The sequence below is a fragment of the Actinoplanes hulinensis genome (genome assembly GCF_019429605.1).
Lineage (GTDB): Bacteria > Actinomycetota > Actinomycetes > Mycobacteriales > Micromonosporaceae > Actinoplanes > Actinoplanes campanulatus.
The window spans coordinates 169,057-183,805 of sequence record NZ_JAHXZI010000019.1; the positions used below are offsets into that span (position 1 = coordinate 169,057).

At 71.9% G+C, this 14,749-nt stretch carries 11 protein-coding genes; 5 read left to right on the forward strand and 6 right to left on the reverse strand.

The annotated features are described in order from the left end of the window. Positions 1–32 precede the first annotated feature (32 nt). The 4 genes from KZ829_RS32095 to KZ829_RS44680 form a co-directional block, all read right to left on the reverse strand. Positions 33–2,039 carry an ATP-binding protein gene (locus KZ829_RS32095; RefSeq protein WP_220147589.1) on the reverse strand — a complete coding sequence of 669 codons (2,007 nt, stop codon included), beginning with the start codon at positions 2,037–2,039 and terminating at the stop codon, positions 33–35. Between the two features lie 11 nt (positions 2,040–2,050). Beyond that, positions 2,051–3,349, reverse strand: a complete 1,299-nt coding sequence (locus KZ829_RS32100) for a carboxyl transferase domain-containing protein (protein ID WP_220147590.1) — start codon at positions 3,347–3,349, stop codon at positions 2,051–2,053. Between the two features lie 154 nt (positions 3,350–3,503). Next, positions 3,504–4,181 carry a Crp/Fnr family transcriptional regulator gene (locus tag KZ829_RS32105; protein WP_014447921.1) on the reverse strand — a complete coding sequence of 226 codons (678 nt, stop codon included), beginning with the start codon at positions 4,179–4,181 and terminating at the stop codon, positions 3,504–3,506. 131 nt (positions 4,182–4,312) lie between these two features. Beyond that, on the reverse strand, positions 4,313–4,579 hold the full coding sequence (locus KZ829_RS44680; RefSeq protein WP_308285749.1) for a hypothetical protein: 267 nt from the start codon (positions 4,577–4,579) through the stop codon (positions 4,313–4,315). On the opposite strand from KZ829_RS44680, the gene KZ829_RS32110 reads away from it, so the two are divergent. From KZ829_RS32110 to KZ829_RS32130, 5 genes are read left to right on the forward strand one after another with little or no spacing between them, the layout of a single operon-like run. Then, the gene (locus KZ829_RS32110; protein WP_308285745.1) at positions 4,464–5,525 is read left to right on the forward strand and encodes a CapA family protein; all 1,062 of its coding nucleotides are present in this window, start codon (positions 4,464–4,466) and stop codon (positions 5,523–5,525) included. The two genes, KZ829_RS44680 and KZ829_RS32110, sit on opposite strands and share 116 nt — an antisense overlap. A gap of 18 nt (positions 5,526–5,543) precedes the next feature. After that, the gene (nth, locus tag KZ829_RS32115; RefSeq protein ID WP_308285746.1) at positions 5,544–6,356 is read left to right on the forward strand and encodes an endonuclease III; all 813 of its coding nucleotides are present in this window, start codon (positions 5,544–5,546) and stop codon (positions 6,354–6,356) included. After that, positions 6,353–6,904, forward strand: coding sequence for a TlpA family protein disulfide reductase (locus KZ829_RS32120; RefSeq protein WP_220147592.1), 552 nt, complete (start codon positions 6,353–6,355; stop codon positions 6,902–6,904). The genes nth and KZ829_RS32120 overlap by 4 nt, the downstream gene beginning before the upstream one ends. Beyond that, a complete protein-coding gene (locus KZ829_RS32125) occupies positions 6,901–7,614 on the forward strand; it encodes an NUDIX hydrolase (RefSeq protein WP_220147593.1) in 714 nt (237 codons plus the stop codon). The genes KZ829_RS32120 and KZ829_RS32125 overlap by 4 nt, the downstream gene beginning before the upstream one ends. A 28-nt stretch (positions 7,615–7,642) precedes the next feature. Then, a complete protein-coding gene (locus KZ829_RS32130; RefSeq protein ID WP_220147594.1) occupies positions 7,643–8,821 on the forward strand; it encodes a MarP family serine protease in 1,179 nt (392 codons plus the stop codon). 497 nt (positions 8,822–9,318) lie between these two features. On the opposite strand, the gene mycP is transcribed toward KZ829_RS32130, so the two are convergent. Together mycP and eccCa are read right to left on the reverse strand one after the other, a co-directional pair. Then, positions 9,319–10,635, reverse strand: coding sequence for a type VII secretion-associated serine protease mycosin (mycP, locus tag KZ829_RS32135; RefSeq protein ID WP_246636596.1), 1,317 nt, complete (start codon positions 10,633–10,635; stop codon positions 9,319–9,321). Positions 10,636–10,800: 165 nt separating this feature from the next. Beyond that, positions 10,801–14,742 carry a type VII secretion protein EccCa gene (gene eccCa / locus KZ829_RS32140; RefSeq protein ID WP_220147596.1) on the reverse strand — a complete coding sequence of 1,314 codons (3,942 nt, stop codon included), beginning with the start codon at positions 14,740–14,742 and terminating at the stop codon, positions 10,801–10,803. Between the last annotated feature and the right edge of the window lie 7 nt (positions 14,743–14,749).

The following is a 14,749-nucleotide window of genomic DNA, read 5'->3' on the forward strand; positions in this document are numbered from 1 at the left end:
TTCGTGGATTTTGGTAACGACCGGGTAACAGGCTATTCCGGGTCGAGGACCGCCAGCAGCTCGCCGGTGTCGACCTCGGCGCCGGGCTGAACCGGCAGGGAGGCCACGACGCCGGCGGAGGGGGCGTGCACCGGATGCTCCAGCTTCATCGCCTCCAGGGTGAGCAGCAGCTCACCGGCGCGGACCCGCTGGCCGGGCACCACCAGGACCCGGCGCACCGCGCCGGGCAGCGGGGCGATCAGGGAGCTCTCGGCGGCCTCCGGCGTGGGCAGCGGGAACCGGGAGATCTCGCGCAGGGCGACCGAGCCCTCGGGGCTGTCGACATAGGAGATGTCGCCGGCCCGGTGCACGTGGACCGCGAACCGGATGCCCTGCACGTTGAGGATCACCCGGTCGCTGTCGGCGTGGACCACCACGATGTTCGGGTGCTCGTCGGCGACCGGGGCCTGACCCAGCCCGGCCAGGTCCAGTTCCTCCGGGTCCACCGCGCGGACCCACCAGCCGGCCAGGCCGCCCCTGCGGTTCATCCGGTAACCGACCTCGACCGGGCCGGTGGGGCCGTCGTACACCGCGGTCTGTGAGCCGGACGGGACGTTGCGCCAGCCGGACGGCAGGGAGCCGAGAACCGGTGCGCCGGCGCGCCGGGCGGCGGCGCCGGCCAGGGCGGCGGCCAGGCAGGAGAGACGGACCGCGTCCACCGAGGAGAGCAGCGGGGCGAACACCTCGGGGTGCCGGTCCAGGAAGCCGGTGTCCACATCGCCGGCCCGGAACGCGTCGTGCCGCAGCACCCGGACCAGCAGGTCCCGGTTGGAGACGACGCCGTGCAGGTGGGCGCGGGCCAGGGCGGAGGCGAGCATCCGGGCGGCCTCCTGGCGGCTCGGCGCCCAGGAGATCAGCTTGGCCAGCATCGGGTCGTGGTGCATGCCGATCACCGAGCCGTCCGTGACGCCGGCGTCCAGGCGCAGGCCGGGCTGCGGCAGGGGGCGGAACTGGCCGGCCACGTCCGGGACGGCGAACCGGTGCAGGGTGCCGGAGGCTGGCAGCCAGGCGTACGCCGGGTCCTCGGCGCAGATCCGCACCTCGATGGCGTGCCCGCGGATCGCCGGCGGACCGGGCATCGGCACGTTGCCGCCCTCGGCCACCAGCAGTTGGAGACGGACCAGGTCGTAGCCGGAGACGCACTCGGTGACCGCGTGGTCGGCCTGGAGGGTCGGGGTCAGTTCGAGGAACCAGAAGTCCCCTTCGGAGTCGAGCAGGAACTCGACCGCGCCGGCGCCCACGTAACCCAGCGCCCGGACCGCGACGATCGCGGCCCGGCACAGGTCCTCACGCAGGCTCACGTCGACGGCCGGGGACGGGGTCTCCTCCACGATCTTCTGGTAGCGGCGCTGCACCGAGCACTCGCGCTCACCGAACGGCACCACGGCGCCCTGGGCGTCGGCCAGGATCGGGACCTCGATGTGCCGGGCGTTGCTGACGTACGGCTCGCAGAACACGTCGCCGCCGACCTCACGCCGGGTGGAGGCGACCGCCTCGGCGAGCGTGGTGGCGTCCCGGACCACCCGCATGCCGTGACCGCCGGTACCGGTGGCCGGCTTGATCAGCACCGGGAAACCCGGCACGGTCTCCGGGTCGGTGTAGGTCGGCAGGACCGGCACCTGCGCCTCGGCGACCAGGCTCTTCGTCTCGATCTTGGCGGCCAGGGTGCGGAGCGTGGCCGGTGGCGGCCCCACCCAGATCATCCCGGCGTCCACCACGGCCTGGGCGAACTCCGGGTCCTCGGCGAGGATCCCGATGCCCGGGTGCACGGCGTTGGCCCCGGCCCGCTGGGCGGCCGCGAGCAGGGCCCCGGGCGCCAGATAGGTGGCGGACGGCGTGCTGCCCGGCAGATGCACCGCGTAGTCGGCCTCGGCCACGTGCGGCGCGTCGGCGTCCGCGTCGGAGTAGACGGCGACCGTCTCGATGCCGACCAGCCGGCAGGTGGCGAACACCCGGCGGGCGACCTCTCCGCGGTCGGCCACCAGAAGTCGTCGGATCACTGGTCCACCTTTCAAGATCGGAACACGCCGACGTGACCGGCGCCCACGACGGCCGCGCTGTGCACTACGGAGAGGCAGAGCCCGAGGACCGTACGGGTGTCGCGCGGATCGATGACGCCGTCGTCGACCGGGGCGGTGGCGCCGGCCGTGGGCCAGCTGAATCGGAAACGGGGTTCGTCGGTGCGCTCGGGGACGATCCCGCCGACGGTGAGTACCAGGTGCGGCACTGTGGACCGGGCGATGGCGTGCCCCATCGGGGCGTCGTGCCGGCTCTCCTGGTCGCCGTCGGCCGTACCCGGATGACCCAGGAACAGCAGCGGGGTGGCCGTGGCGTTGGCCAGGTGCAGGAAGTGCACCGCCTTCTGCGCCTCCGCGGCCGAGCAGGACCGGTTCGGGGCGGCGAGCACCCCGAGCGGATACCCGTGCAGCTCACCCCACCCGGCCACGACGGCGGCGCCGTGACCGGGTTTGAACTCGTCGAAGTCGCTGTCGTCGAGGATCCGCGCGAACACCTCACGCGGCTCGAAGGCGGCCGGCTCGACGGCGGCCAGGGTGAGCAGATCCTCGTCACCGTGCCGGGGCGGGGCCGGGTGGTGGGTACGCGGAGCCGGCCCCTGCTTGCGCCAGTTGAGCCGCCGTACGCACTGCCGGGCCAGCCGCAGCCCGTCCCGCTCGTCGACGGCGGTCTGGTCGGCGGGGTCGGCCGGCGCCACCGGGGAGTGCCCGTTGACGCCGCCGCTGACCGGCCCGCGGACCGTGATCGTGTAGTCGGAGAGAGCCGGCAGGTAGGCGGCGTCCCCGGTGGTGGCGCCGAAGACCACGCAGATCGACGGCACCCGTTCCGGGGGGAAGAGCCCGCCGGTGGTGCCGGTCTCGCCGGTCGACTCGATCAGGTTGATCAGCGGGAGGCGGTTGGCCGTGGCGATCGTGGTGGCCCGGCGGATCTTGTCGGCGGTGTACGGGTTGACCGCACCCTCGGCCACAGTCGGATCGTTCGCCACCACGGCGCACTCGACGCCCTCGATCACGCCGATCCCGGTGACCACGCTGCCGCCGACCGGGTACTCCGTGCCCCGGGCCGCGACCGGGCACAGTTCGAGGAACGGGCTGTCCTGGTCGAGCAGCATCTCGATGCGTTCCCGGGGCAGCAGCTTTCCGCGCGCGTGGTGCCGGGTCACGTTCTTCTCACCGCCGCCGGCCCGTGCCTCGTCGAGCGCCTGCTCCAGCTCGGCGAGGAGTTCCAGGGTGGTGCTGCGGCCCTGCAGGTAGGCGGGATCACGCGGGTCCAGCGTGGTGCCGAGCACGGTCATACCGCCACGCCCCTGCCTGCCTTCAAAGCCGCGCCCTTCCCCGTGCCCGCCGGTGCCCTCTCGACCACCTCCGTAACGAGTGGCCGTAGGGATGCGACACGCAGGCACGACTAAGGGGCTGCCCGGCAGGACAGCCCCTTATGAGCGGGTGGCGTCAGACGCGAGCGCGGCGGGCCAGGCGCTCCGGGTCCAGGATGATCACGGACTTGCCGTCCAGCCGGAGCCAGGCACGCGAGGCGAAGTCGGCGAGCGCCTTGTTGACCGTCTCGCGGGAGGCGCCGACCAGCTGGGCCAGCTCCTCCTGGGTGAGGTCGTGGGTGACCCGCAGGACGCCGCCGTCCCGGGTGCCGAAGCGGCCGGCCATCTGGAGCAGGTTCTTCGCGACCCGGCCGGGCACGTCGGTGAAGATCAGGTCGGCGAGCGCGTCGTTGGTGCGCCGCAGCCGACGGGCCAGCACGCGGAGCAGCTGCTCGGCGATCTCCGGCCGGTTGTTGAGCCACGGGCGCAGCGACGACTTCTTCAGCCGCGCCAGGCGGCTGTCGGTCACCGCGGTCGCCGTCGCGGTACGCGGGCCGGGGTCGAAGAGCGAGAGCTCACCGAGCATGTCGGACGGGCCCATGATGGAGACGAGGTTCTGCCGTCCGTCCGCGGCCCGGCGACCGAGCTTGATCTTTCCGGACAGAACGATATACAGACTGTCGCCGGCCTCGCCCTCGTTGAAGACCACGTCGCCCTTGCGGACTTCGATCGTGTCCATCTCCTTGGCGAGCGCCTCGGCGGCTTCCGGGTCTACACCCTGAAAGATTCCGCTCCGGGCCAGTACCTCATCCATCGCCGCACCTTTCGAAAACGCGCAACGTCTGCGCTCGATCAGTCTAGGCGCATGCGGGCGGGAAACGGGCGGCCACCCCTTGATCCAGATACTGGACGGTAACCAGAAATGCCGTGACCGCTCATGACAATTCAGCGGTCCGGGCATATCAGGACAGGCCTTTCGTCGGTCGATCCCGCTTGCCGGCCGACGGTATCGTCCCCGTCGATGAATTCGCAGCCCCCATCCTCCGGTAAGAAGCTTTCCGTCCTGCTTGTGGCGGTGGTTCTGATAAGTGGCGCTTTGAGTGGTTGTAGCCAGGAAAGTGACTCCCCGGTCTGGACCGCGCCGACATCCGCCTCGGCCAAGCCCCCGATCGAGGAATCGGCCGAGATCGAGTCGATCACGATGTCCGCCACCGGCGACATCATCATGGGCGACGCCCCGAACAAGCTGCCCGCCAACGACGGCGAGGGCTTCTTCGACGCCGTCACCGGCTCGCTCAAGTCGGATCTCGTCATGGGCAATCTGGAGCAGCCGCTCACCGGCGACACCGGCACCTCCAAGTGCGGCACCCCGAAGCGGGACAACTGCTTCGCCTTCCGGTCTCCGCCGGCCTACGCCGAGCACCTGAAGGAGGCCGGGTTCCAGCTGCTCAACACGGCCAACAACCACTCCAAGGACTACGGCCCCCAGGGTTACCGCAACACCGTGGAGGCACTGGAGGGCGCCGGGCTCGAGCACACCGGGGCCGAGGACCAGATCACCGTCGTGAAGGTCAAGGGGATCCGGGTCGCGGTGGTGGGCTTCTCGCCGTACGCGGGGGCGAACAACGTGAACGACCTGGACGCCGCCGCCTCCGTGGTGTCCGAGGCCCGCGAGCGGGCCGACCTGGTCGTGGTGCAGGTGCACATGGGCGCCGAGGGGTCGGACAAGGCGCACGTGAAGCCGGGCAACGAGATCTACTTCGGAGAGAACCGGGGCAACCCGGTCAAGTTCAGCCGCACCGTGATCGACGCCGGGGCCGACCTGGTGGTGGGGCACGGGCCGCACGTGTTGCGCGGCATGGAGTTCTACAAGGGCAAGCTCATCGCCTACAGCCTGGGCAACTTCGCCGGCGGCGGGCGCACCCTGTCCCGCGACGGCGACCTCAAGTACTCCGGCATCCTGCACGTCTCGCTCACCCGGGACGGGAAGTACGTGGGCGGGAAGTTCGTCTCCACCTATCTGAACGACGCCGGTGTGCCGTCCCGCAACAAGGGCGACGACCGCAGCCGCAAGATGGTGGCCCGGTTGTCCGAGGCGGACTTCGGCGACACCGCCGCCGTCGTCGCCGCGGACGGGAGCATCAAGCCGCCGGCGTGACCGACGTACTCTTTACCGGTGACCCCACCCCGCGCAGCGACAGCCGTGCTCTCGCGCTTCGCGGGTGAGACGCCGCTGGGCCGCAAGCGCCGGGCCCGGAAGATGGCACGCGAGCTCGCCGAGACCCATCCCGACGCGCACTGCGAGCTGGATTTCACCAACCCGCTCGAGCTGGCCGTCGCGACCATCCTGTCTGCGCAGACCACCGACGTGCGGGTCAACCAGGTCACCCCGGAGCTGTTCCGCCGCTACCGCTCGGCCGCCGACTACGCGGCGGCCGACCGGGAGGCGATGGAGGCGCTGCTGCGACCCACCGGCTTCTTCCGGGCCAAGACCAACTCGCTGATCCGGCTCGGCCAGGCGCTGCTGGAGCACCATGACGGGCAGATCCCCGGCAAGCTCGACCAGTTGGTGAAGCTGCCCGGCATCGGCCGCAAGACCGCCAACGTGATCCTGGGCAACGCGTTCGGCGTCCCCGGCATCACCGTCGACACCCACTTCCGGCGGCTGACCAACCGGTTCGGCTGGGTCGACGAGCAGGACGAGGTGAAGATCGAGGTCCTGGTCGCCGACCTGATCGAGAAGCGCGACTGGACGATGCTGTCGCACCGGGTGATCTTCCATGGGCGGCGGGTGTGCCATTCGCGTACCCCGGCTTGTGGGGCCTGCACCCTGAAAGCGATGTGCCCGTCCTTCGGGACCGGGCCGACCGAGGCGGCTCCGGCGGCGAAGCTGCTGAAGGGCCCGCGGGCGCGTGAGCTGGCGGTGGCCGCCGGCGTGGATCCCGCTCTGGTCCCGGCCGCGGCGGTCCTGGCTCCGGAGGAGCCGTGAGGCGGCTCGTCCCGTTGATCGTCGCCGTCCTGGCGCTGTCCGCCTGCACCGCCGCCGCCGAACCCGATGAGCCGGACATACCGTCTCCTTTCGCGACCTGCTCTCCTCTCGAAAGCCCCGGCGTCGCATCTACCGAAATTCCTGACATATCGCTCCCGTGCTTCACCGGCGGCGAAGGAGTGAAGCTGCGTGACCTGCGCGGACCCGCGGTGATCAACCTCTGGGCGTCGTGGTGCGGCCCGTGCCGTGAGGAACTGCCGGTCATCCAGGGTCTCGCCGACCGCGCCGACGGCCGCTTCACCGTTCTCGGCGTGGACGTCGGCGACGACCGGGCCGCCGCCGCCGACTTCGCCACCACCCGCGGTGTCAACTTCCCGACCCTGTACGACCGGGAGAAACGGCTCCTGGACGAACTCGGGTTGGCGACACTGCCCGCGACCGTCTTCATCGATGCCGACGGGGGGATGTACGTGCACCGAGCCGCCATGGACGTCGACCAGTTGATCGAACAGGTGAGGAAACACACCGGCGTTACGGTGACCCGATGAGCCGCGGTGAGGTGCTGGGCCGGCCGGAGGGACTGCCCGGGTGGTTCGACCCGCTGCTGACCAGGGTCGCCGAATGCCGTACGGAGGACTTCACCACCCTGCGCCGCCCCGTCGGGAAGGGCGGCCGCGCCAGCGCCGTGCTGGTCCTGATCGGCGAGGACGACGACGGCCGCCCCGATCTGCTGGTCCTGCAACGGGCCGCGACCATGCGCAACCACGCCGGGCAGCCCGCCTTCCCGGGCGGCGCCACCGACCCGGAGGACGCCCACGCCCCGGCCACCGCGCTGCGCGAGGCCCAGGAGGAGGTCGGCCTCGACCCGACCTCGGCCGAGGTGCTGGCGCTGCTGCCCGAGCTGTGGATCCCGGTCAGCGGCTTCGTCGTCACCCCGGTGCTCGCCTGGTGGCGCAAACCGCATCCGGTGCATCCGCTCCAGCCGGCCGAGGTGGCGCATGTCGCGCGACTGCCGGTCAGTGAACTCGCCGATCCCGCGAACCGTATCCGGGTGCGTCATCCGAGTGGCTGGATCGGGCCTGCCTTCCAGATCCGTGGGCTACTCGTCTGGGGTTTCACGGCGGGAGTGATCGCGGCGATGTTGGAGATGGCCGGTTGGGCGGTCCCGTGGGAGCCGGGACGGGTCGTCGAGCTACCGGATGCCAGCGCGCCGGTGCCGGCCGCCCGAGGCGGGGCGCCGGACGAGGTGGTGCCGTGAGATGGACCCTGACTTCTACGCTGAGTGAGTGCCCGTGGTCGATGTCATCCTGATCGTGCTCATGGTGCTGTTCGCGATCAGCGGATACCGCCAGGGCTTCACCATCGGTGCGCTGTCGCTCGGCGGCTTCTTCAGCGGCGTCCTGATCGGTCTCCAGCTCGGGCCGCTGATCGCCCGCCAGTTCGAGAACGGGACGGTCCGCCTGGTCGTCGCCCTCGGCGTGATCCTGGTGCTGGCCGTGCTCGGGCAGACCCTGGCCGGCTGGCTCGGCACCAACCTGCGGCAGGTCATCCAGAGCCGCCCCATGCAATACCTCGACGACGCCGGCGGAGCGCTCGTCTCGATCGTCGCCGTGCTGCTGGCCGCCTGGCTGGTGGCCGTGCCGTTCCAGTCCACCCCCTTCCCGGCGATCAACCGGGAGGTGCGCGGCAGCGCCATCCTCGGCGGCATCAACGAGCTGATGCCCGAGCAGGTGCAGGCGCTCTCCTCCGGGCTGCGCGACACCCTCGACACCAACGGCTTCCCGGACGTGTTCGGCGGCTTCGCCCGGACCCAGGCCCGCGAGGTCCCGGCGCCCGACCCGGCGCTCGCCGGCTCCAAGGTGGTGCAGGAGTCCAAGGCCTCCGTCCTCAAGATCCTCGGCTCGGCGCCGAGTTGCTCCCGCCGCATCGAGGGCACCGGCTTCGTCTACGCCAAGGAGCGCGTCATGACGAACGCGCACGTGGTCGCCGGCACCCGCGAGGTCGTCGTGGAGAGCGGCGGCCGCCAGATCGAGGGCAAGGTCGTCGTCTACGACCCCAAGCGTGACCTGGCCGTCCTCTACGTGCCCGGCCTCAAGGCGCCGGTCATGCCGTTCGTCTCCAAGGAGGCGTCGAGCGGCGCCAACGCCATCGTGCTCGGCTACCCGCAGGACGGCCCGTACAACGCCCAGTCCGCCCGGGTCCGCGACGTCAGCCGCATCACCGGCCCGGACATCTACGAGTCCGGCGACGTGACCCGCGAGATCTACACGATCAAGTCCCTGGTCCGCAGCGGCAACTCGGGCGGCCCCCTGATCGACCCGAACGGCGACGTCCTCGGCGTCATCTTCGCGGCCGCCGCCGACGACAAATACGTCGGCTTCGCCCTGACGGCCGACGAGGCCGCATCGGTGGCCCAGGCCGGTCGCGCGGGCACCCGAGGCGTCCGCACCGGCGAGTGCGCTTGAACCCCTTCCCTTGTACGGCTGAGCCTCCTCAAACACACACCCCCGCCTCGTGGCGCACGGCGGCCACCTGCCCACTCACGCCTTTGCCGCCCGCGCCGGGCTGAGCTGCCCACTCACCGCCACCCCGTGGGCTCTCACCCGCAAAGCGCCCGTCCACGCACACGAACGGCCGTCTGTGTGCTCTCGCCGGCCCGACAGCGCCCGTCCACGCACATGGGCGGCTCACTGTGCGACCCCCGCCCGACCTGCGGGCGGCCGTTCCCACACGGCAACGCATAGTGCGAGTCCGGCCGCGCACACGGCTGCCAGCGCGCACAAAGCACCGACCGTGCGGCGCCACCGGGGCTACAGCGGCTGCCGGTGCACACGAACGACGTGGTGTGTGGTCGTCGAGCCGGGCCGGTCGGGCCGCCCGGCTGGGGAACGAGTAGGCGTACCTCTGAAAGGCCGCGGAGAACGCCTGGCGGAGCGCGGGTGATGGGCCTCGTTGCCGGAGGTCAGCTCGTGGTCGCGGCGAAGCGGCGGATCGTTATCGCAGCCGCGACCGCGGAGAGCAGGAACAGCAGGATGGCGACCCAGCGGGCCACCGGGACGCCGGTCTGGGCAGGCCCGGCGGGGGCCGCCCAACCGCCCGCGTTCTGGACCGTGGACGCGGTGGTGGAGTTCGGCTGGGTGCTGGTCTCGGGGGCCGACTGGGCCTGCCCGGAGACCGGCGCGCTGCCGAAGCGGGCGACACCGGCCGGTGGGGTGGTGTCGAGCGGGTTGCCGGGCACCTGCGAAACGTCTGCGGTGAGCGCGGCCACCGGGTCGACGAGGCCGAAGCCGAACTCCGGGTCACGGCCGGGGTCGCCGCGGTCCTGGGCGGTCTTGATGATCCGGTTGACCACTTCGCCGGCCGGCATGTCCGGCCAGCGGGAGCGGATCAGCGCCGCGGTGGCGGCCACCATCGGGGCGGCGAAGCTGGTGCCCTGGACCTTCCAGTAGCCGCCGGGCCGGGCGCCGACGAGTTCGTTCGCCGGGGCGGTCACCACGGTCTCCTTGCCGGTGATGGAACCCGACCAGAGGCCTTCGCCGTCGCGGTCCAGCCCACCGACGGCGATGACGCCGGGTTCGCGAGCCGGGTACCACACCCCGGAGCGCGGTGTGGTGGCCGTGGCGGTGCCGGTCGCGTTGCCGGTGCAGGCGATCACCACGACGTCCTTGGCGAACGCGTAGTCGATCGCGGCCGACAGGATGGAGCTGGACCCGCTGCCGCCGAGGGACAGGTTGACCACCTTGGCGCCGTGGTCGACCGCCCACCGCAGACCCTTCGCCACGATCAGGGCGTCGTCGTAGCGGTTCTCCTCGTCCAGCACCCGGACCGGGAGGATCTTGGACTTCGGGGCGATGCCGACGACGCCCTGCGGATCGTCGGAGCGGCCGGCGATCAGCGCGGACACCGATGTGCCGTGCCCGACCGGGTCGCTCTCGCCGTCGCCCTTCTTGTCGACCAGGTCGAGGCCGGGCAGCACCTGGCCCTCCAGGTCGGCGTGGTGGGCGTCCACCCCGGAGTCGATCACGGCGACAGTGACGCCGGCGCCGTCCGAGTAGTTCCACGCCTCGGCCAGGTTGAGCGCCTGCAACTGCCACTGGTCGGCGCGCACCGTGTCGCCGGCGGTGTCGACGGGCTCGGCCAGGACACCGGCGCCGTGGCCGACGGGGATCGGGGCGGTGGACTCGACGATGGGTGCCGGGCCGAAGGCGATCAGGCCCGCCAGCGCCGAGGCGCTGAGCCGTCGGCTCAGCACCAGCCACCGCCATCGGGTGCCACCCATCGCGGCCTCTCCGGCCGGGACACGATGCTCACACTGCTCACGGGTCGGCGTCGCCATTCTGAGACGGGTCAGTCGGACGGTCAGTCGATGGAGGGAGATTACTCCCCCGCGGCGGCGTGTCGCTGCGGTCCTTCGTGGCTAATCGCACCGAGAGTCTGTCGATTTTTAGGAATCGCGAAAAGGTGGTCGGTGAGCCAGCTGAATCAAGCGGGTACCCTCACGCCGTGTGATCAAACGACCACGTCCAGGTGGGAGGTTCGCCGGCCGGACGTTGCCGATGAGCGCGCCCTCGTCCGGCGCGCCGGACATCACGAGACCCGGCGCGGACAGTTCGCGCAGGCGCTGGATCACCGGCTCGAAGAGGGCCCGCCCCGCGCCACCGGACCGGCGGGTCAGCACCAGGTGCAGGCCGATGTCCCGGGCCTGGGGGAGGTACTCCAGCAGCGGCAGCAGCGGGTTGGTCGGCCCGGCTACCACCAGGTCGTAGTCGTCGACCAGGACGAACAGCTCCGGACCTGTCCACCAGGACCGGTCGCGCAGCTCGCGGGCGGTCACGTCGGGGCCGGGCAGCCGGCGTTGCATGTACCCGGCGGCGGACAGGATCAGGTCGCTGGTCTGTTGCGCCTGCATGCCGTACCCGATCCGGTGTTCCGACTCGGGCAGGTCCATCAGGCTGCGCCGGTAGTCGACCAGGATGATCCGGGCCTCCTCCGGCCGGAACCGTGAGGTGATCGTGGTGGCCAGCGCCCGCAGGAACGACGACTTGCCGGCCTCCGCGTCACCGAAGAGCAGGAAGTGCGGGTCGGACGCGAAGTCGATCTCGACGGGCCGCAGGTCGGCCTCGGCGATACCGATCGGCAGCCGCAGGCCGGTGCCGCCGTCGACGGGCAGGTCGCCGTACGGAACCGAGGCCGGCAGCAGGCGCACCCGCGGCGCGAGGGGCCCCTCCCAGGCCGCCGCCACCGCCTTGACCAGGCCGGCGGTGTCGTCGATCGTGCTCACCTCGGGCCGCACGGTGAGCAGGTGCAGGCCCCGGTTGCGGTCGGTCGGGTGCTCGATCACGCCACGGCCGGGCGTCTGGTCCGGCACCGCCTGCGCGGCCCGCCGGTTGATGATCGAGTCGGACGGGTCGCCGAGCCGCAGCTCCAGCCGGGAGCCGAAGAGATCCCGGACGGCCGGCCGGAAATCCATCCACCGGGAGGCCGCCGCCACCAGGTGGATCCCGTACGACAGGCCGCGGGTGGCCAGGTCGGTCAGGACCGGCTCCAGCTCCTCGAACTCCTTGCGGACGGTGGCCCAGCCGTCGACCACCAGGAACACGTCGCCGAACGGATCGGAACCGCCCGCCCGCCGGCTCCGGTACGCCGCCATCGAGTCCACCCCGAGCTCGGCGAACCGGGCCTCCCGCTGGGCCAGCAGGGTCACCATCTCGCCGACCGTACGCCGGACACCCTCCGCGTCCAGCCGCCCGAACACCCCGCCCACATGTGGCAGGTCCCGCAGCGTGCCGAGCGAGCCACCGCCGAAGTCCAGGCAGTACACCTGCACCTCGGCCGGCGTGTGGGTCAGCGCCAGACCGCAGATCAGGGTCCGCAGCGCGGTCGACTTGCCGCTCTGCGTGCCGCCGACCACCGCGACGTGCCCGGCCGCGCCGGCCAGCTGCAACCACAGCACGTCACGCATCTGCTCGCGGGGCTTGTCGACGACCGCGATCGGCACCTGGAGGCGACCGTGCAGCGCCGGGTTGGTGAAGGCCAGCCCGCGCCCCGGGGTCACCCCGACCGGGCCGAGCAGTTCGTCCAGCACCTGGGACACCTCGAGCGGCGGCAGCCACACCTGGTGCGCCGGCGGGCCCTGCCCGACCAGCCGGTCGACGACCACATCGACCAGTTTCGGGCCCTCCGGCTCGGCGGCCGGCTTCGGCTTGGGCGCGGTGGCCGGAACCGCCACGTGCTGCGTGGTCCACGGCAGCACCCGCAGGTCGGCGTGATCGGTCGTGCCGACCCCCCGGCCGGCCCGGCGGATCGCCCCGCCCACGTAGACGCCCTTGAACCGGATCAGCGGCTCGGTGCCGAACTTCAGGTAGCCGTAACCGGGGGAGCGGGGCAGCTCGTGCGCGTCCGGCACGCCGAGCACCGCCCGTGACTCCAGCGCCGAGTTGGTCCGCAGGCCGATCCGGTACGACAGGTGCGTGTCCAAGCCGCGCAGCCGCCCGTCCTCCAGCCGCTGACTGGCCAGCAGCAGGTGCACTCCCAGCGACCGGCCGAGCCGCCCGATCTGGAGGAACAGCTCGATGAAATCGGGCTTCTCCTTCAGCATCTCGGTGAACTCGTCGACGATCACGAACAGGGTCGGCAGCGGGGCCAGCGGGGCGCCACCGGCCCGGGCGCGGTCGTAGTCGTACAGCCCCGCGTAGTTGCCCGCCTTGGCCAGCACCTCCTGCCGCCGGGCCATCTCGCCCTCCAGGGCGTCGGCCATCCGGTCCACCAGGGGCAGCGCGTGCTCCAGGTTGGTGACCAGGGCGGCGGTGTGCGGCAGCCGGTCCATCGAGGCGAACGCCGCGCCACCCTTGAAGTCGATCAGGATGAAGTTGAGCACCTCGGACGAATGGGTCGCGGCGAGTGCCAGCACCAGCGTCTTGAGGATCTCCGACTTTCCCGAGCCGGTGGCGCCGATGAGCAGGCCGTGCGGGCCCATGCCGTCCTGGGCGAACTCCTTGATGTCCAGCTCGACCGGCACCCCGTCGTCACTCACGCCGATCGGCACCCGCAGCCGGTCCCGCGGCGCGCGGGCCGGCCACCCGTGCGCCACCGAGTAGTTCTCCGGGTCGGCGATGCCGAGCAGCTCGGGCAGCCCGGTCTCGGCTGACGCGGTCGGGGCGCCGCCCGGATCGGGGGCGGTGGCGAGCCGCAGCGGCGCCAGCCGCCGGGCCACCGCCTCGGCCTCCGCGACGGTCAGGCCGTCCGCCCGGCCCACCTCACCCTCGTGATCCATCGTGTAGGTGCCGAGCATCCCGTCCGACCGGACCTCCAGCACCAGCGCCGACCGGTCCAGCAGCCGGGGCGGCGCGGTGTCCAGGTCGATCACGGTCAGCCCGTCCAGCGCGTCGTCGAGCCGCGTGTTCGCCGGCTCCGCGCCGTCCACCACCACCAGGACGTGCGGCACGCTGCCGGCGCTCTCGCCGGGATGGAACCGGGGCCGCGAACCGATCACCTCGTCCAGCAGCTCGGCCAGCCGGGGCTCGTCACCGGCCACCAGCCGGACCGGGCCCAGCGCGTCGAACTGGCTCGGATGCTGTGCGTGCGGCAGCCACTTGATCCACTCCCACCAGCCGCGCGCCTCCTGCCCGGCGCAGACCGCGATCACCAGCTCGTCCGGCCCGTGGAACACCGCGAGCTGGGTCAGCACCGCCCGGACCAGGGCGCGGGGACCCTCCGCCCCGGGCGCGTCACCGCGGATGTAGACCCGGGAGAACCCGCGCAGCGACATCGCCACCGGCAGGTCGGGCACCACCGAGTAGGCGTCCAGGAACCGGCGCAGCGCGCCCGCGGTCATCGGCTCCAGCTCGTCCAGCGGCCGGGCGACCGGCGGCACCAGCGGGGTGGCCAGCGTCTGCGGGCCCAGACCGACGCGGACCACGCCGAAATCCGGATCCCCGCCGCGCCGCTCCCACAACCGGTGGCTGCCCACCGTCGACCAGAGCCGCTCCGGGTCGGGATGGCGGTAGAGCAGGCCGGTCCGCTGCCGCTGGGCGGTGTCCCGCGCCCGTTTGCGCAGCGCCGCGAGATGGCGAAGGTACTCCCGGCGGGCGGACATCATCTCCGCCTTGCGCGGCGCGCCCGAGGCCCCGAACGAGGTGGTCAGCATGGCCAGCGAGGAGACGCCGAAGAGGCCGCCGATCACATACGAATACGCCCCGCCGCGGCCCTGCCCCATCATCATCGCCATGGCCAGCGTGCCGCCCAGCATCGGCAGCGCCATCAGCCACTGCTGCCAGCGGGCCGCCACCTGCTCCGGGATCTCCGGCGGCGGATCGACGCTCAGCGGGTCGGACGGGATCTCCGGCGCCGGCCTGCGGGCCGCACGCCTGACCATCACGGTGCCCACAACCGTC